Raw genomic sequence first — 17,461 nt, 5'->3', positions numbered from 1 at the left:
TGGTTTTCCGCGGTTGTTCGACCGTGGCGTTACGCTCGGCGCAGACAGCGGAGCGGAGGCGACATGGGCAACCAAGGTCACGTGGTCGAGCGCTACCTGGAATGCCTGGCCGCCCACGACTGGGACGGACTGGCCGACACCATCGCCGAGGAAGGCCTGACCCGGGAGGGTCCGTTCTGCGATGTCGTCGACGGCAAGGCGCGCTACGTCGCCTATCTGCGCAAGGTATGCACCAATCTCAAGGGCCACCGGCTGCACGTGCAGCGGGTCTCACACGTGGACTCCCGGATGTCGTTCGCCGAGCTGTCCGAGACGTTCGAGATCGACGGCGTCGCGACGACGTGGCCCGAATGCATCCTGTTCGAGCAAGACAATGACGGCTTGATCGCTCGGGTCAGCGTGTTTTTCAAGCAGCGCCACGCCGACAACACGTAGCGGTCTATTCCCTCACTCGCGGAATTGACCTAACGTGTCAGGGATGGAGGCAGATGCGACTCCGGAGTCGGTAGCGGTCGAGAAATTGCACTCGGGCGACCCGATCACCGATTGTGGCCAGCGGTACATTGTTCTCGAATCGAAATCCCTCGGCGATAGCTGCGTAGTTCTCGAACTGGAGTCCCGGGTGGATCACCAGCTGCAGGTCATCGAGAAGTCCTTCCCGGCCGGATACCAGGTCGACAGGGCACACCACCGAATTCTGTAAAGCGAATTCACGCGTCGGAAAATAATGCGCGAGTAGCCGTGGGACGGCTACCGCGCATTCGTGTTATTCGGGCCTAATTCCGGGCAATCAAACGCGTTTACGCGGCGGGCGTTGGTCGTTGGGATCGTTCGGGTCGGGTTCGCCGAACCACCGCGACGGCTCGTGCTGCCCGTAGGCGTCATGCCAGTCCCACCACTCGTACGGCGCGGTCTGCGGGTACCCCGGCGGCGAGTCCTCCCAGGCCTCCTGGCGCCCCAGCGCCGTCATGTCCAGGAAGCTCCACGTGTTGCCCAGCACCTCGTCGCCCCGGTTGTTGATGAAGTAGCTGCGGAAAACCCGGTCGCCGTCCCGGATGAAGGCGTTCGTGCCGTGCCACTCGTGCACGCCGAAGTCGACATCGAAGCTGTCCGTGATCGTGTACCACGGCATCCGCCAGCCCATCCGCGCCTTGAGGCGGTCGATGTCGGGCTGGGGTGCACGCGAGGCGAACACCAAGGTGGTGTCGCGCGCGTTGAGATGGGCGAGATTCCCGATGTGGTCGGCGATCATCGAGCAGCCGCGGCAGGCGTGGTCGGGCCAGCCGTGGACGTCGGGCCCGAAAAAGGCACGGTAGACGATCAACTGGCGCCGGCCTTCGAAGAGCTCCAGCAGGTTCACCCGGCCGTCCGGCGCATCGAATTCGTACTGCTGGTCCACTGCCAGCCACGGCATGCGCCGCCGCATGGCCGCCAGTGCATCATGGGCGCGCAGCACCTCCTTCTCCTTGACCAGCAGCCGCTGATGCTCGGCCGCCCACTCCTGCGCCGACACGATCGGTGGTGTGTCCATTGCGTTGTCCGCCTTTCGCTTTGATGTCAGGTCAGCGCCGACAGGCCCGACGCGGTGAGCAGATAGGCGCCGTGCTGACCGGGCTCGCCGCCGGCGATCGCCGATACCGAGGTGCCGACGAGTTCGACGGTCAGCGCGGGTCCGGTCGACGCGACGAAGGTGTCGACGTCGACGCCTTGACGCTCGGCATAGGCCGCAACGGCCTTCGCGCCCAGCTCGGTGGCCGCGGTCAGCCGCGGCAGTACCGAGACGAAGGTGATGCCCAGCCCGGCCCGGTCCGACTCCCCCGCCGCATAGCCGGCGATGAACCGCACCGTCGACTTCGCCCCCGCATAGCCACCGGACAGTGGCGACCCGTTGACCGCGGCGCCGCTGGACATCAGGATGACCGCGCTGCCCGGCGCCAACGGGCGCGCCAGCGCGTGGCGGGTCCAGTGAAACGCTTGCGCGACATCAACATTCCAGTTGGCGCTGAAGGTTTCCCAGCTCTGCTCCTGCAGCGGGCTCATCCGCGGGGCGGAGCCGGCGCACAGCACCAGCGTGCGCGGGTTGTACTTGTCGATCAGCTCGCCGGCCGTGGCCGGGTCGGCGGCGTCGGCGACCACCGGGATGAAGGAGTCGCCGAGTTCACCGCGAACCTCGTCAAGCAGGGCGGCGGTGCGTGCGACGCCGACGACCCCGGCACCGGCTTCGGTCAGCGCGGCCGCGATGGCGCGACCGAACCCGCGACTCGCACCGGTCACGATCGCGGTGGTGCCCGCAAGTTTCTGGTTGGGCCGGTTCATTTGCGTACTCGCTTCCTTGGTGAACTCTGCCGGTGCAACCCCGGCGTGGCTAGACATCCACTGGTTCAGATACGGCGCTTCGACCGAATTAATCGGCCGAAGGGCGATGAATTTCGCCGGCCCGATGTCTCTGTAGAAGGAGTAGCGTTTCGGCCCACCCCGCGAGACATAGGAGAGCGCCTGTGCCGGCTCAGCAGGATTTCATCGAGCAGGCCGCCCCGTATCGCGGCGAGTTGATTGCGCACTGTTACCGGATGCTCGGCTCGGTGCACGACGCCGAAGACCTCGTCCAGGAGACCTATCTGCGCGGCTGGCGTGGTTATCAGGCATTCGAGGAGCGCGCCGCGCTGCGGACCTGGCTGTACCGCATCGCCACCACGGCATGTCTGCGCGCGCTGGAGAACCGCGCCCGCCGGGTGCTGCCGGCCGGCCTGGGCGACAGCTCAATTGACCCGGATACCGATCTCGACGGCGGCGGCGGCGCCCATCAATGGCTGGAACCGATCCCGGATACGCACGTGTTCGCGACCCCGGAACACAGTGTGACGGCGCGGCACAGTGTGCGGCTGGCGGTGATGACGGCGCTGCAGGAACTCCCCGCGCGGCAGCGGGCCGTGCTGATACTGCGCGACGTCGTGCAGTTCAGCACCGCCGAAGTTGCCGAACTGCTGGAAACCACCCCCGCCTCGGTCAACAGCGCGCTGCAGCGGGCGCGGGCCCGGCTCGCCGAGGCCTCCCCCACCGAGGACGACGCGGTCGAGCCCGACGACGCCAAGCGCCGCGAATTGCTCGACCGTTACTGTGCGGCATTCGAAAACGCCGACATGGCCGCGTTGACCGCGCTGCTGCAGGCCGACGTCAAACTCGAAATGCCGCCGCTGCCGGTGTGGTTCACCGGCCGCGACACCGTGCTGGAATTCCTTGCCGCGCACGCATTTACAACCGCCGGTGACATTGTCATGGTCCCGACTGCCGCGAATGCCCAACCGGCCGTGGCCGAGTACCGCCGCGCCGCCGACGGAATCCTGCGGGCGCATTCGATACACGTCATCACTGTCGGTGCCGACGGTGTCGCCGCCATAACGGTTTTCCTCGACCCGGCGTTGTTCGCGACGTTTCATTTGCCGTCCAGCCGGTAAACTTCCCAGGGGACGCGATTACACCCGCTGTTAACCCAGCGAAAATCCCCAACCCACCGAAGCCGTTGGTGTCATCGCCCGGCCTGCCTTCGGGCACAGATGTGGACAGGTCCCCGGCACCCCAGGATTATTAGCGCGACAGACGTATTTGAAGGATGACCGAATGAAGATTCCGGGTGTAACCAGCGTCGTCGCTGGTCTCACCGACGGAGCAGCCCAGCTGGTGAAAGCCGGCGTGTCCACCGCGGCGGGCGCCGCGGGTGCGGTGCAGCTCCTGGCGAGCCCGGTAGTCGAACTGGCCGGGCCCGTGGTGCAGTCGATGGCCGACTCCACCAACCGGGCACTCGGAATCAACCCGTCATCCAACGGGTCTGCTGCCCCCATCACCCCGCCGGTGCGCTGGCAAAGCGGTCGGCGGGTGCACCTGGACCTGGATCCATTGCTGCCGTTCTCGCGCTGGTACGAGTACTCGGCCGTCGTCGAGGAGCCGGTTCGCCGGATCCCGGGCGTAGCCGAGGCCCACGTCGAGGGCTCCCTGGGCCGGTTGGTGTTCGAACTCGCCGAGGACGCCGAAGACTACGACGCCGTCCTGGACGAGGTGCGGTCGACGGTTGCCGCGATTGCCGCCGACCTGGCTTCCACAAAGTCGGACGTACCGATTTCCGCGCCGTTCGCCGACCCGGGCAACCCGCTTGCGATTCTGGTGCCGCTCACCTCGGCGGCCATGGACATGGTGGCGATGACCGCCGCCGTCACCGGCTGGGTGACCCGCCTGCCCGCCGCGCCACAAACCACCCGGGCAGCGGCCGCCCTGATCAACCATCAACCCCGGATGGTGTCGATCCTGGAGTCGCGACTGGGGCGGGTAGGCACCGATATCGTGCTGGCCGCCACGACGGCGGCGGCGCACGGGCTGACCCAAATCGTTCGGCACGCCGCTGCTCGATATGACGCAACGGACGCTGCAGATCACCGAGGCGGCGGCACACCGGCGGGTGTGGCGAGAGCGCGAGCCACACCTGGCGTCGCCCGATCGTCCGCAGGCTCCGGTGGTCCCGGTCATCTCCTCGGCCGGCGCCAAGTCGCATCTACCCCGGCACAGCTGGGCCGCCGCGGCGGCGGGCGAAGCCTCGCACGTCGTGGTCGGCGGAGCCATCGACGCGGCGATGGACACCGAGAAGGGGTCGATGGCCGGCCCGGTGGAGGCCTATGTCGAGTCGGCGGCCAACGGCTCGCTGATCGCCGCGGCCAGTGCGCTGGTGGCCGGCGGCGGCACCGAGGACGCGGCCGCCGCGATCGAGGCCGGGGTGCCCCGCGCCGCGCACATGGGCCGGCAGGCGTTCGCCTCGACGCTGGGCCGCGGCCTGGCCAACGGCGGGCAACTGGTCCTCGACCCCGGCGCCCTGCGTCGGCTGGACCGGGTGAAAGTGGTCGTCATCGACGGCGCGGCGCTGCGCGGTGACCACCGTGCCGTCCTGAAATCGATCGGCGAGGCACCCGGATGGGACGACGACCGGGTTTACGAGGTCGCCGACGCGCTGCTGCACGGGGAACAGGCGCCCGAGCCCGATCCCGACGAGCTGCCCGCCACCGGTGCGCATCTGAGATGGGTTCCGGTGCAAGGCCCGTCGGCCACCCCCGCGCAGGGTCTGGAAAGTGCGGACCTCATGGTCGACGGCGAATGCGTCGGCAGGGTCGAGGTCGGTTGGGAAGTCGACCCGTACGCGATTCCGTTGCTGCAGACCGCGAACCGGACCGGGGCCCGAGTGGTCCTGCGTCACGTCGCCGGCACCGAGGATCTGACCGCCAGCGTCGCCGCGACGCACCCGCCCGGCACACCGCTGCTGACCGTGGTGCGTGAGCTGCGGGTGGATCGCGGCCCGGTGCTGCTGATCACCGCGGTGCACCGCGATTTCGCGTCGACCGATACGCTGGCCGCCTTGGCCATCGCCGATGTCGGTGTGGCACTTGATGATCCACGTGCCGCCACCCCGTGGACCGCCGACATCATCACCGGTACCGACCTGGCCGACGCGGTGCGCATCCTGTCCGCGATTCCGGTGGCCCGCGCGGCCAGCGAATCGGCGATACACCTCGCCCAGGGCGGCACGACGCTGGCCGGGCTGCTGCTGGTCACCGGCAGCGACCAGGAGCGGCCCAGCAGCCCGGCGAGTTTCCGCCGCTGGCTCAACCCGGTCAACGCCGCCGCGGCCACCGCGCTGGTGGCCGGAACCTTCTCGGCCGCCAGGGTGCTGCGGCTGCCCGACCCCACCCCGCAGCCGCTCACCGCCTGGCACGCGCTGGACCCCGAGATCGTGTACTCGCGGCTGGCCGGCGGTTCACGGCCGTTGGCCGTGGAGACCCTGACCCCGTCCTGGCGTCGCCGCCTCGACGACCTGTCCTACAGCCCGCCTTTCGCGGGACTGCGCGGACCGCTGCACAACCTGGCGCGGCTGGCCGCGGCGACCCGGGTCGAGCTCTCCGATCCGTTGACCCCGATTCTGGCGGTGGGGGCCGCCGCGTCGGCCATCGTCGGCAGCAACATCGACGCGCTGCTGGTCGGCGGCGTCATGACTGCCAACGCGATAACCGGTGGGGCACAACGATTGCGGGCCGAGGCCGCGGCCGCCGAGCTGTTCGCCGAGCAGGATCAGCTGGTGCGTCGGGTCGCGGTCCCCGCCGTGGCCACCACCCGGCGCCGCCTGGAGGCGGCCCAGCGCGCCACCCGCACGGTCACGGTGTCCGCCAAGTCGCTGCGACCCGGTGACGTCATCGACCTGGCCGCACCGGAGGTGGTTCCGGCCGACGCGCGACTGCTGGTGGCCGAGGACCTCGAGGTCGACGAGTCGCTGCTGACCGGCGAGTCGCTGCCGGTCGACAAACAGGTGGAGCCGGTCGCCGTCAACGACCCGGAGCGGGCGAGCATGCTGTTCGAGGGCAGCACGATCGTCGCCGGTCACGCTCGCGCGATCGTCGTGGCCACCGGGGTCAATACCGCTGCGCACCGGGCGATCTCGGCGGTTGCCGACGTCGAGACGGCGGCCGGAGTGCAGGCCCGGCTGCGCGAGCTCACTTCCAAGGTGCTGCCGTTGACCCTGACCGGCGGTGCCGCGGTGACCGCGTTGGCGTTGCTGCGGCGCGCGTCGCTACGTCAGGCCGTCGCCGACGGTGTCGCGATCGCCGTGGCCGCCGTGCCGGAGGGTCTGCCGTTGGTGGCCACGCTGTCCCAGCTGGCCGCCGCGCAGCGCCTGACGTCGCATGGGGTGCTGGTCCGCTCGCCGCGCACGATCGAAGCGTTGGGCCGGGTCGACACCGTGTGTTTCGACAAGACCGGCACCCTCACCGAGAACCGGCTGCGCGTCCTGTGCGCGATGCCGCACGATGCCCGGCCGGGCGATCCGTTCCCGGAAGCCGAGGATCCGCGCTCGGCCGCGGTGCTGCGGGCCGCGGCCTGGGCGTCGCCTCAGCCCCAGGACGGACAAGGCCACGCGCACGCCACCGACGAGGCGATCCTCACCGCCTCGAGTTTCCTTCTCACCAAGAACAATTCGGGCTGGCAGCTGCTTGCCGAGGTGCCGTTCGAGTCCAGTCGTGGCTATGCCGCCGCGATCGGCACCCTGAGCGCGGACGCCGACAAGCCGGTGCTGATGCTCAAGGGCGCACCCGAGGTGGTGCTGCCCCGCTGCCGGTTCGCCGACCCGGCGGCCGACCGGGCGCACGCCGAGTCGGTGGTGCGCAGCCTCGCCGAACGGGGTTTGCGGGTGTTGGCGGTGGCGCGCCGCCCCTGGCCGAACGGGACCACGCATGACGAGGACACCGACGTCGATGCCGTCGACGCCACCGCACACGACCTCGAGCTGCTGGGCTACGTCGGCCTGGCCGACACCGCACGGGCGTCGTCGCGCCCGTTGATCGAGGCGCTGGAGGCAGCCGGCCGCGAGGTGGTGCTGATCACCGGAGACCATCCGATCACGGCCCGGGCGATCGCCCGCCAGCTGGGGCTGCCGGCGGATGCGCGGGTCATCACCGGCGCCGAACTGGCCGGTCTCGACGAGGACGCCGCCGCCAAGGTCGTTTCCAACGTCCAGGTGTTCGCCCGCGTCAGCCCGGAGCAGAAGGTGCAGATCGTGGCGGCGCTGCAGCGCTGTGGCCGGGTGACGGCGATGGTCGGCGACGGCGCCAACGACGCCGCGGCCATCCGGATGGCCGACGTGGGGATCGGCGTAAGCGGGCGCGGTTCGTCGGCCGCCCGCAGCGCCGCCGACATCGTCCTGACCGACCGCGATCTGAGCGTGCTGCTCGACGCGCTGGTCGAGGGCCGCAGCATGTGGGCCGGTGTTCGCGACGCCGTCACGATCCTGGTCGGCGGCAACGTCGGCGAGGTGCTGTTCACCATCATCGGGACCGCGTTCGGTCAGGGCCGCGCGCCGGTGGGAACCCGTCAGCTGCTGCTGGTGAACCTGCTCACCGACATGTTCCCCGCGCTGGCGGTTGCCGTCACGTCGCAGTACGTCGAACCCGACGAGGCCGAGTACGAAACCGAGGAGCAGGCCGAAAACGCCCGCGCCGCACACCGTCTCGCGGTGTTGACCGGCCCCACACCCTCGCTCGACGCCCCGCTGATGCGCCAGATCGTCACCCGCGGCGTGGTCACCGCCGCGGGCGCGACGGCGGCCTGGACCATCGGGCGCTGGACACCCGGCAGCGAACGGCGCACGGCCACAATGGGATTGACGGCGTTGGTGACCACGCAGCTGGCCCAGACGCTGCTGACCCGCCAGCACAGCCCGCTCGTCGTGGCGACCGCGCTGGGCAGCGCGGGTGTGCTGGTCGGCATCGTGCAAACCCCGGTGGTCAGCCAATTCTTCGGATGCACACCGTTGGGACCGATCGCGTGGTCGGGCGTGATGGGGGCCACCGCGGGCGCCACCGCGATCTCGTGGCTGGCGCCCAACTGGCTCAACAAGACCATCGGTGTCATCCAGCCCGACCAGGAGTGAGACTCCGGGCACGGTAGCCTCGAGATTTTCGAGTGGGACTGACGAAACCCCGGATGATCCGGCACGCCATGTGGTCCAATCCCGTAGGTGCGGCAACGGTGATCGGCCATCATCCGACGGCATCCCAAATCTTGACGCCCGCGATCGTGTCAGAAGCTAGGAGTCTTTATGTCACGTCCAACGCATCGACATTCAACTGGCCGAAACGGGTGCACCATCGCGGTTGTAGTCGCCTGTGCCGTAACGCTCTTCGGGTGCGGCTCGCCGGCGAAACGCCCGCAGGGTTCGCCGGCGACTGGGACGACGTCGACTGCACCGCAGCGATCGACACGAGCGACTCTGCCCGGCACCCAGGGTGATCGATTGCTGCGGAACTCGTCGACGATCTACGCGGGTTGCGATCCCGCAGTCCAACCCAACGCCCCCCAAACGGGCCAGATCTTCGATACGCAAACCGGCGACAATATCGCCTTGCCGCATCCGGCGATCGCCGCCGGCGAGAAGCTGATGGCGCAGGGCTGCGCGGTCGCGACCACCAACGACGGCAAGCAACGGGTCATCTACCTGCTCACCACCAAGACCCCGTCCCAAGGGCTGACTCCGGAGTCTCAACAGACCAATCTCATCGCCTTTGATCCGTCAACTCCCCAACCGACAGCAAAGAAGCCATTTTCGCCACCGGCCCCCGGAAACGAAGTCGACGCAAACTGGTCGATTTATCCAGCCGAGGGCGGGTTCGTGGTCGTCCACTGGTCGGGACCCGACTTGATCTCGGTTGCCTTCTTCGATCCCAACACGCTTGAGACGAAGGCGCATCTCGAGGTGGCACTGAACACCGATACCGGCATCAGGGGAATCAACTACGACGGTTACGCGGTGCAGAACGCCATCAAAGGGCCCACCTATACCACCTTCGATTTGCACTTCCACAGCGGCGCCGACGGGACCGAAGTCGGCACATTCCGCAACCTCGGCAATATCATTGCGGTAGATCATGGCTTCCTACTCGAACACAACGTGCAAGCCACCCCCAAGGCCGGAGCATCCGTCGACCCGGCGGATCTTGCGCCTGGTGTCTTCTATTTCGACATGCGGGCACGGGACATCACCGGTCCCATCGCGCCCTACCTCGACATGAGTCAGGGAATGGCTCCCTCCCCAACGATTCCCGCGCTGGCGGAGGCCTTCACCTACGGTGACACGATCATCTTGGCGGGCAGTGACAGCCGTCGCGGTGGGTATCTCAAGATCTTCGACACGGCCGCCAAGAAAGAAGTCTTCGGATTGAGTGATCAGCAGATCAGCGGCCTGAAAATTTCGGATGCGGATATCGGCGGAAACCTTGTCTATCTGAAGAATGAATCCGACAACCCGGTGATCGACTACCGCACATCGAAGACCATGTCCGCAGGATGGTCCGTGCGCCCGCTTGCGAAGCTGGACGGCGGATGGGTCCTGCTTCGCACCGAAGGACCCAAGACTTCAACTGGTTCCAACACTTTGTGCGTAGGCAGCTACAGCTTTCCGTGCGGCGGCGGCGGCGCAACAGCGATGGATCGCTCCGGTGCATATCTCGCCCGTGGGGCAACCGGTGACTACGCCGGTCCGTGGTTTTAGCCCGACAGCTCCTTGCGGATGACCTTGCCGGCGGGGTTGCGCGGAATGCTGTCGACGACATGAATGTCTCGGGGCTGTTCGAAGCGAGAGACCTTGCCCTTCAAGTACTCTCGTAGCGCCGCCACGTCGATCTCCCGCTGATTGCGGGCAACGACGAATGCGGCCAGTCGGCGGCCGAACTGTTCGTCGGGCACCCCCACGACCGCGTTCTCGGCGACGTCGGGATGCCCGGCGAGCGCGTTTTCCAGCGCCCGCGGATACACGTTCTCACCGCCCGACACGATCATGTCGTCCTCCCGGCCAACGATGTAGAGCCGGCCCGAGTTGTCCAGATAGCCCATGTCCCCGGTGCTGGTCATCTGGTCGATGACCGTCTTGGCGCCACCGCCGATGTAGCCCTTGGTCATCAGCTCGCCGCCCACGAAGATGCGGCCGGTAACCCGCGGCCCGACGGCCCTGCCGGTCTTGTCGAAGATACGAACCGGGCACCCCGCCACCGGCCGTCCGACCGTGTCCGGGGCATGGCGTAGCTCGAAAGGTGTTGCCAACGCCCCGATTCCGACTTCGGTGGAACCGTATCCGTTGTAAAGGATTTCGCCGTAGGCGTCCATGAAACGGCTGGCGAGGCTGGGATCGAGCCGATCGCCGCTGGATATCACAACCCGCAACGACAACGGGTTTCGCATACGTACCCGTTTCGGCAAGTCCATGATGCGCGCCAGCATGATCGGGACCACGCTGAGCGCATCGGCGCGCTGCAGCGATGCCTGGGCCAGCGTCGCCTCGGCATCGAACCGCCGATGCGTCAGAACCGTACCGCCCAGGCTGATCGTGAGCATCAGCATGCCCAGGCCCAAGCCGTGAAACATCGGTACCGCCACCGCGATTCGCGATCCGACGCGCAGCCCCGTGCGCTCCAGAATCGTCATGCCGACGCCCACTCCCGAACTCATCCGCGGCAGTCGCGGTACGCCCTTTGGCGTACCGGTGGTGCCCGAGGTCAGCAGGATGAGTCGGCCGGACTCGAAAACGCGCGGTCGCGGCGTGCCCGGCCGGCTCTGCACGGTCGCCGGGTCGATAACGTCCACCGCGGGCGCGGCATCGCTGACCCGCTCGGCGAACTCGTTGTCGCAGAACATGTTTCGTACCTGATGCGACCCCAACGCAGTTGCCAGGGCAGTGGCGCGGAACTCCGTGTTCACCAGCACCACGTCCGCACCGACCAGGGCCGCGGCGAACACCGATGCCGCGAAGTCCCGGCCGTTGCGGCACATGATTCCGACGGCCTCGCCGGGGCCGGCGCCGTCGCGGACCAGCTCGTGGGCGAGCGCCTCGGTCTTGGACTGCAGTTCGCGGTAGCTCAGCGCGCCGTCGTCGTCGATAATCGCCGTGCGCTCCGGCCAGCGCGCCGCCGCGACGGCCAACAGCGTGCACAGGTTGGTGCCGCCGCGATACACCTCGCGGATCAGCCGCAGCACCGCGATCGGGGTGGGCACGCTCAGCAGCCGCGACGACACCAGGGCCCGGGCCGTCGTGGCGACCACACCGTCGGTCATCCGTCCGCCTTTCGGCCAGCGGCGAAGAAGTGGCGATGCCATAACCGGGCCGCCCAGTCCGCCGGGCCGGCCAGCAGCACCGAAGCCAGCTCGGCCGGAAACACCCACGGCGGTTCGACGGTACGCGGGCGCTCGACGACCGCCTTGGCGATGACATCGGCGGCCTGGCCGGGGGACAGACCGGGCAGCCGGCCCAGGATCGGCGTCGGCGCGATCATCCGCGTTCGAACCAGCGCGAAGTAGACCGACGTGACAGCAACGCCGTCGGCGTGCAGTTCCGGCGCCACGCTGCGCAGCCAACGATCGAACGCGCCCTTGGACGCCTGGTAGGCACCCCATTGCGGGCCGGGCACCACCCGCACGCCGACGCTCGACACGTTCACGATGTGGCCACCGCCGTTTTCCCGCATGGCCGGCAGCAGTCCCAGCAGCAGCCAGATCGGCCCCAGGTAGTTGATGTCGATGGTGCGCTGGAAATCGTGCGGGCGGTCGTATTGCTGATGCAGCGAACGGCGCAGCGATTTTCCGGCATTGCTGACCACGATGTCGAGGGGGCCGTGGTTCTCGGTGATCTGCTTGGTCAGCACGTGGACGGCGGCCTCATCACTCAGGTCCGTCGGGTAGGCGACGGCGTGCCCGCCGCCGGCGTTGATCGCCGCGGCGAGATCGTCGAGCCGTTCGGCCGATCGCGCGACGACCAGCACGGTCGCGCCGGCGGCGGCCAGTCGGCGGGCAGTCGCCTCCCCGATTCCGTATGACGCGCCGGTGACCAGTACCGTCTTGCCCGAAACCGCGGCGCGCAGCTTGTCTGGATCCGCGACCCGCGCGGGGTTGGCCAACCGGTCCGTCGCCGTCTTAAAGGCCTGGCCTATCAAGTTCACCTTCACACCGCATTCACCGAGAGGCGTGCCGAGTCCTGGTGCAGCGCTGCTTTCCCAACGCTTTGCGACTCGTAACCTACAGCTACCAGACCGCGGGCACCGGCCGAACCCCCGGTACCGGCTGCAGGCCGATGCGGTGTCAGTTCACGATTCGCGACGCTCGGAGTCGGACGCGACTTCGTCGGTCGCGCCGGAGGTTTCGTCGCAGGGGTCCTCGTGCCAATCGCCGAACGGGTCGGGATAGCCGCCCCACTCCCGCGGTTGCGCCATTTCCGCGTCGGTCAGCAGCGCCCCGTGCAGGGCGTCGAGAATGTCGGGGGGTTGCCCGCCGCAGACCAGCACCGTCATCGCGGTGTGCCGGTCGCCGAACCGGTATTCCCACTGCAGCTCGGCGAACAGGCGCCGTTGGGCGTCGACGTTGGCCGCCTCGTGCGTGGTCATGGCCGCCAGCCACTTCCCGGCACCGGCGACCCGTAGGCCGCCGCCGGCGGACTCCAGCCACATGACCTGGTCCGGTCGGCTGGCCAGCCACAGCCGCCCGCGGGCGCGCACCACGCCGGTCAGCAGCAGGTCCACCGCGGCGTGCAAGCGCTCGGGGTGAAACGGGCGGCGGGCGTTGAACTCGACGATTCGCACGGGCCCGTCGGCGCCCAGCGGCGGGCGCCCGGCGAGCAGCCAGCCGTGCGGATGATCGCTGCGGCCACGTCGCGAGTCGTCCTCCAGATTGGCCAGCGCCATGTCGACGCGTTCGAGCCCCACGGTGATCCGCGCCCGCGGCGCAAGCCGGCGCAACACGGCCAGCGTCACCGGCTCGGGACGGGTCAGCACCAGCAGGTCGGCGAACTCGGCCTGGCCGACGACGACCTGTGCCGTCGTGCGTCCGTCCGGCAGCAGGGCGTCCCCGAGCGCGCGGGTGAGCCAGCTGTGGGAGTCGATGCACGTCACCACCCCGGCGATCGCCACATCCAGGGCGGCCGGGCCGTCGGGGTAGCCGGGACCGATCCGCACCCGGACGTGGTTGATCGCGACGCAGATGGGCTCGGGTTCCAGCCATTGCGACAGATGTACGACGATCCGCTCGACCCCGTCGTGGCGGGCCAGTTTGCGCAGCAGTGTCAGCAGGTCGTTGCGCACGGTGCAGGACACACACCCGTGTGCCAGCTCCAGTGCGTCCCCGGCGGTGGTGAGTTCGCCCTTGCACAGCATGGCCGTCGTCCGCCGTACCACGTGTCCGTCGAATCGATGCTCGACGACCACGGTTCCGGGCCGGCGCAGGAACGCCCCCGTCACCGCGTCGGTGTCACCCTGACCCGCTACCAGCACCACCGGGGTCCGCATGCCCACTCCTTATTGCAAATGATTTTCAATAATGCAGCCGCCACGGTACAGTGCGGGCGAGGCCTTGTCGAAAATGATTTTCAATAACCGCGCGCGGGCCGGCCGAAGAGAGGAGGCGTCATGTCCATGCACTGTCAGGTCACCGGCCGCACAGTGGGTTTCGGCAACTCGGTGTCGCACTCGCATCGGCGAACTTCGCGTCGGTGGTCGCCCAACATTCAGACCAAGACGTATTGCCTGCCGTCGGAGGGCAGGCGCATCACGCTGCGCGTGAGCGCCAAGGGCATCAGGGTGATCGACCGCGACGGCATCGAGGCCGTCGTCGCGCGGCTGCGCCGGGAAGGCCGGCGCATCTGATGGCGCGCAACGAGATTCGGCCCATCGTCAAGCTGCGCTCGACGGCGGGCACCGGCTACACCTACATCACCCGCAAGAACCGGCGCAACGACCCCGACCGGCTCACGCTGCGCAAGTACGACCCGGTGGTGCGTCGCCACGTCGAGTTCCGGGAGGAACGCTGAATGGCCAAGAAATCCAAGATCGTCAAGAACGAGCAGCGTCGCGCGATCGTCGCCCGCTACGCCGAGCGTCGGGACCTGCTCAAGCAGATCATCCGGTCGCCGGCGAGCACGCCCGACCAGCGGATGGCGGCGCAGCAGGCGCTGGCCCGGCAGCCGCGCGACGCCAGCGCGGTGCGGGTGCGCAACCGCGATGCGGTCGACGGTCGCCCGCGCGGGCACCTGCGCAAGTTCGGGCTGTCCCGGGTGCGGATGCGCGAGCTGGCACACGAAGGGCAGCTGCCCGGCATACGAAAGGCGAGTTGGTAGATGGCCGGCAGTTCGAAGTCCAAGACCCGCCCGGCCCGAACTTGGTCGGCCGAGGAGAAAAAGAACTTGCTGGCCAGCCTCGGGCTCAAATACGTCGACTACAAAGACATTACGACGTTGCGGATGTTCCTCTCCGAGCGCGGCCGGATCCGGTCCCGCCGTGTCACCGGCCTGACGGTGCAGCAGCAACGGCAAGTCGTTACCGCGATCCGGAATGCCCGCGAGATGGCGCTGTTGCCCTACATCAACGCCGGCTAATCCCGAATGAAACCCTTGTTACGCATCAGCGCGTCGGCCAGGAATCCGTCGTGCGGGATCTCGGGTGCCCCGTAATATGTCGGATGGTTTCCGCGGTAGACGTTGCTGATCGTCGGGTCACCGAGCAGACCGTCGATCAGGTCGTCGTCGCCGGTAATCACGTTGACCACCAAGGATTTTCGCAGCGGCACCAGGCCGTCGGCGCGCGACCACGGCGACACCCACACACACGGGAACGCCAGTTCGGTGTTGATCTTGTCGACGTCGGGTTCGGTCAGCAGGTACACGGCCGGCCGCAGGGCCGCATAGCCGTCGCCCACCGCGGCGACGACCTGATCGGCGCCGAGCAGCGCGGTGGTGCCGGCGGCCTTGGCCGCCAGATAGTCGGCGAGCGCCTGAGCCTTTTCCACGGGCTGGGTGGGCAGGATCGCCCGCTCGTCCTCGGTGGGCAGCGGTTCGATCGCCGCCAACTTCTCGGCAACCGCCGCGGCCAGCGGGGCCGGGTCGCCCTCGTAGAGCACGGCGGTGGCGTTGACACACGCCATACCACCCAGATTCGCGATCGAGTCGACGATCAGGTCGAGGTGGTCGCGCCAATCACGATCGGCGGTGATCAGGATCTTGGCCCGGCCCGGTCCGTTCACCATCACCGTCGGATCGACGGCGTATTTGTCGACGACGTCCTGGCCGCCGTACACCATGGCGAGATCGGCGCAGCGAATGATCTCGTCGGCGCAGGCGTGATCGGTGGGCAGAAAGACGGCGTCCTCGTACCGAAAGCCGGCTTGGCGCAAGGCACTAACCAGGCGGTGCCCGGTGAGCGGTTCACGCCGGGACGGGCGCACCGCGACCCGGTAGCCCAGGGCGAGCGCTTGGGGCCACAACCCGTGCACACCCGGGCCGTTTCCGGCGGCGTGCACGGCGAACACCTCGCCGCGCCGCGTCCAGACCGCACCGCCGGCGCGGGTGCGTTCCTCGCGCCAGTCGCGGGCCGCGCCGGTCGGCTGGGCCGGTCGCACCGCGTCGAATGCGTGCGCTACCGCGTCCGCCACGGCGCGGGCCCCGGCGCGGGTGACGGCAATCGGCACTCCCGAAATCCGGCTGGCCAGTTCGACATACGTGTCGAACCCCAGGCCGCCGATTTCCGCGCTCGCAAAGATTTCGGCGGCGGCGGCCAACGTCTTTTCCCGCTCCGCGGCCGGCAGTGGCGCGACCTTGCGCTGCGCGGCGATGGTGCGCGATACATACAGCGGCGGCACCAGACTCAACTCGGCGACCGGCACCCCGGCCGTGGTGGTGACGATCTCGCGGTTGCGGGTCCGGTACTCGCCCCCGGGCCCGAGCGCGTCGAGCAGCACTAAATCAGCAGCCACACCGGATGTTTCGCCACCCACGTCAGTAGACACCCTCGATGACGGCCTCGCCCTCGAAAGTGGCGACCGGCCGTACCGCGCTGACCGAGTCGCTGAGTTGCCCTGCGGGCCCGGGCATCCGGATCGCCATGTCGCGCTCCAGGTTGTTCGGCAGGAACATGCCCTTGCTGATGTGGTTCATCACCACCTGGCCGAGCTGTCCGTAGGGCACCTGCTCACCGGTGTCGGGATCGACTACCCAGAACACGACGTAGGGTGTGCGCGGGTCGAAAACGAACGCGTCACCATCGACTCGGGTGACAGCCTGCGACAGAATCATCGTGCTGCCGAATGCCATCGTGATCGTCGTATCCGGGAAGATGTCGCGCAGCAGGTCCAGCGTATCGGCATCCACGTGCGCGCCGCTGAGCAGCAGGTAGCGAATCTTGGCGTTTACCAAGTCCACCAGGCCGTCGTCGCGGGCAATCGCCTCGAGCAACGGCGGAGTGGCGTGTAGATTCGCGACGTTCTGTGTCTGCAGGACGTGTGCCGCCTGCTCGAGGACGTGGTCGACATAGGCCGCCACCTCACCGGCGGCATTGCGCGCGGCGATCTTCTTCACCCAGCGGGGATCGATGTCGATCGCATGAAACGCCGAACCCAGCCGGTCGGCGACCAGCCGCGAGAAGAAACCCACGCCGTGCGGGCCACTCGGCATCAGGCACAGGAAGCCCCGGCCGCGCTGAAAGCCGCCGGTGGCGAAGTCCTCGGTTTGCCATTCGATGACTTGCGCGACCCAATCCGGAAGTTGCGCAGTACGTTTCGGAGCCCCGGTGGTACCACCGGATTCGAAGACCTGCGGCACCGGCGGCGGTGAACCGTAGCCGCGCGGGATCAGATCCTCGACCGGCACCTTGCGCAGCTCACTGAGCAGGTTCGGAAACAAGCGCAGATCGGCGAAGGTCTTGATATCGGTCAACGGGTCGAAGTCCAGCGTCTTGGCGGTCCGGAGCCAAAACGCGGAGCCGGTGTCCTCGCCGAAGTGCCAGGCGATGGCCGCACGCAAATAGGCCTCGGCGTCTTCGACCGGTGCCGATCTCGGGACGTCCAACAACGAAAAGTCGATATCGGCCATGCCCTCGATCCTGTCGCATGCCGGTCCACCCCGCCACGCGGG

General features: G+C 68.1%; 15 protein-coding genes and 1 pseudogene. 9 read left to right on the top strand and 7 right to left on the bottom strand.

The annotated features are described in order from the left end of the window. Positions 1-63: 63 nt before the first annotated feature. Both BN973_RS03220 and BN973_RS03215 read left to right on the top strand, forming a co-directional pair. The gene (locus BN973_RS03220; protein WP_036465861.1) at positions 64-435 is read left to right on the top strand and encodes a nuclear transport factor 2 family protein; all 372 of its coding nucleotides are present in this window, start codon (positions 64-66) and stop codon (positions 433-435) included. 43 nt (positions 436-478) lie between these two features. Beyond that, the gene (locus BN973_RS03215; protein ID WP_036465859.1) at positions 479-703 is read left to right on the top strand and encodes a hypothetical protein; all 225 of its coding nucleotides are present in this window, start codon (positions 479-481) and stop codon (positions 701-703) included. 87 nt (positions 704-790) lie between these two features. On the opposite strand, the gene BN973_RS03210 is transcribed toward BN973_RS03215, so the two are convergent. Beyond that, entirely contained in the window at positions 791-1,531 is a 741-nt protein-coding gene (locus BN973_RS03210; protein ID WP_036465858.1) for a DUF899 domain-containing protein, read from the bottom strand. 26 nt (positions 1,532-1,557) lie between these two features. Beyond that, on the bottom strand, positions 1,558-2,316 hold the full coding sequence (locus tag BN973_RS03205; RefSeq protein ID WP_036465856.1) for an SDR family NAD(P)-dependent oxidoreductase: 759 nt from the start codon (positions 2,314-2,316) through the stop codon (positions 1,558-1,560). A 110-nt stretch (positions 2,317-2,426) separates the two neighbouring features. Here BN973_RS03205 and BN973_RS03200 point away from each other — a divergent pair, with 110 nt between their 5' ends. The 3 genes and pseudogenes from BN973_RS03200 (at position 2,427) to BN973_RS03190 (ending at position 10,072) form a co-directional block, all read left to right on the top strand. Then, complete coding sequence (locus BN973_RS03200; protein WP_084163286.1) at positions 2,427-3,455, top strand: sigma-70 family RNA polymerase sigma factor; 1,029 nt, start codon at positions 2,427-2,429, stop codon at positions 3,453-3,455. A gap of 163 nt (positions 3,456-3,618) precedes the next feature. Next, a pseudogene (locus BN973_RS03195) lies at positions 3,619-8,455 on the top strand (HAD-IC family P-type ATPase). Between the two features lie 363 nt (positions 8,456-8,818). After that, on the top strand, positions 8,819-10,072 hold the full coding sequence (locus BN973_RS03190; RefSeq protein WP_036465853.1) for a hypothetical protein: 1,254 nt from the start codon (positions 8,819-8,821) through the stop codon (positions 10,070-10,072). Here BN973_RS03190 and BN973_RS03185 read toward each other — a convergent pair. The 3 genes from BN973_RS03185 to mrf all read right to left on the bottom strand — a co-directional run bounded on the left by BN973_RS03185 (position 10,069) and on the right by mrf (position 13,847). Continuing rightward, a complete protein-coding gene (locus BN973_RS03185) occupies positions 10,069-11,628 on the bottom strand; it encodes an AMP-binding protein (RefSeq protein WP_036465851.1) in 1,560 nt (519 codons plus the stop codon). The genes BN973_RS03190 and BN973_RS03185 overlap by 4 nt on opposite strands. Then, positions 11,625-12,509: an SDR family NAD(P)-dependent oxidoreductase gene (locus BN973_RS03180; RefSeq protein ID WP_036471983.1), complete on the bottom strand. Its 885-nt coding sequence runs from the start codon at positions 12,507-12,509 to the stop codon at positions 11,625-11,627. The genes BN973_RS03185 and BN973_RS03180 overlap by 4 nt, the downstream gene beginning before the upstream one ends. Before the next feature lie 144 nt (positions 12,510-12,653). Next, positions 12,654-13,847, bottom strand: a complete 1,194-nt coding sequence (mrf, locus tag BN973_RS03175) for a ribosome hibernation factor-recruiting GTPase MRF (RefSeq protein WP_036465850.1) — start codon at positions 13,845-13,847, stop codon at positions 12,654-12,656. A 120-nt stretch (positions 13,848-13,967) separates the two neighbouring features. Between mrf and rpmB the strand changes: the two genes are divergently transcribed. From rpmB to rpsR, 4 genes are read left to right on the top strand one after another with little or no spacing between them, the layout of a single operon-like run. Continuing rightward, positions 13,968-14,204, top strand: a complete 237-nt coding sequence (gene rpmB, locus BN973_RS03170) for a 50S ribosomal protein L28 (RefSeq protein ID WP_036465849.1) — start codon at positions 13,968-13,970, stop codon at positions 14,202-14,204. Continuing rightward, complete coding sequence (rpmG, locus tag BN973_RS03165; RefSeq protein ID WP_036465848.1) at positions 14,204-14,368, top strand: 50S ribosomal protein L33; 165 nt, start codon at positions 14,204-14,206, stop codon at positions 14,366-14,368. Before rpmB ends, rpmG begins: the two co-directional genes overlap by 1 nt. After that, positions 14,369-14,674: a 30S ribosomal protein S14 gene (gene rpsN, locus BN973_RS03160; RefSeq protein WP_036465846.1), complete on the top strand. Its 306-nt coding sequence runs from the start codon at positions 14,369-14,371 to the stop codon at positions 14,672-14,674. It begins immediately after the preceding gene. Continuing rightward, positions 14,675-14,932, top strand: coding sequence for a 30S ribosomal protein S18 (gene rpsR / locus BN973_RS03155; protein ID WP_036465845.1), 258 nt, complete (start codon positions 14,675-14,677; stop codon positions 14,930-14,932). Here the strand turns inward: rpsR and BN973_RS03150 are convergent. Both BN973_RS03150 and BN973_RS03145 read right to left on the bottom strand, forming a co-directional pair. Next, a complete protein-coding gene (locus BN973_RS03150; RefSeq protein WP_036471982.1) occupies positions 14,929-16,305 on the bottom strand; it encodes an aldehyde dehydrogenase family protein in 1,377 nt (458 codons plus the stop codon). The genes rpsR and BN973_RS03150 overlap by 4 nt on opposite strands. 22 nt (positions 16,306-16,327) lie before the next feature. Beyond that, positions 16,328-17,419 carry an acyl-CoA synthetase family protein gene (locus tag BN973_RS03145; protein ID WP_036465844.1) on the bottom strand — a complete coding sequence of 364 codons (1,092 nt, stop codon included), beginning with the start codon at positions 17,417-17,419 and terminating at the stop codon, positions 16,328-16,330. Positions 17,420-17,461 lie beyond the last annotated feature (42 nt).

This window comes from Mycobacterium triplex (genome assembly GCF_000689255.1).
In the GTDB taxonomy this organism is placed as follows: Bacteria; Actinomycetota; Actinomycetes; order Mycobacteriales; family Mycobacteriaceae; genus Mycobacterium; species Mycobacterium triplex.
The sequence above is the reverse complement of the archived record's forward strand: the minus strand, read 5'-3'. Positions and strand labels throughout refer to the sequence as shown.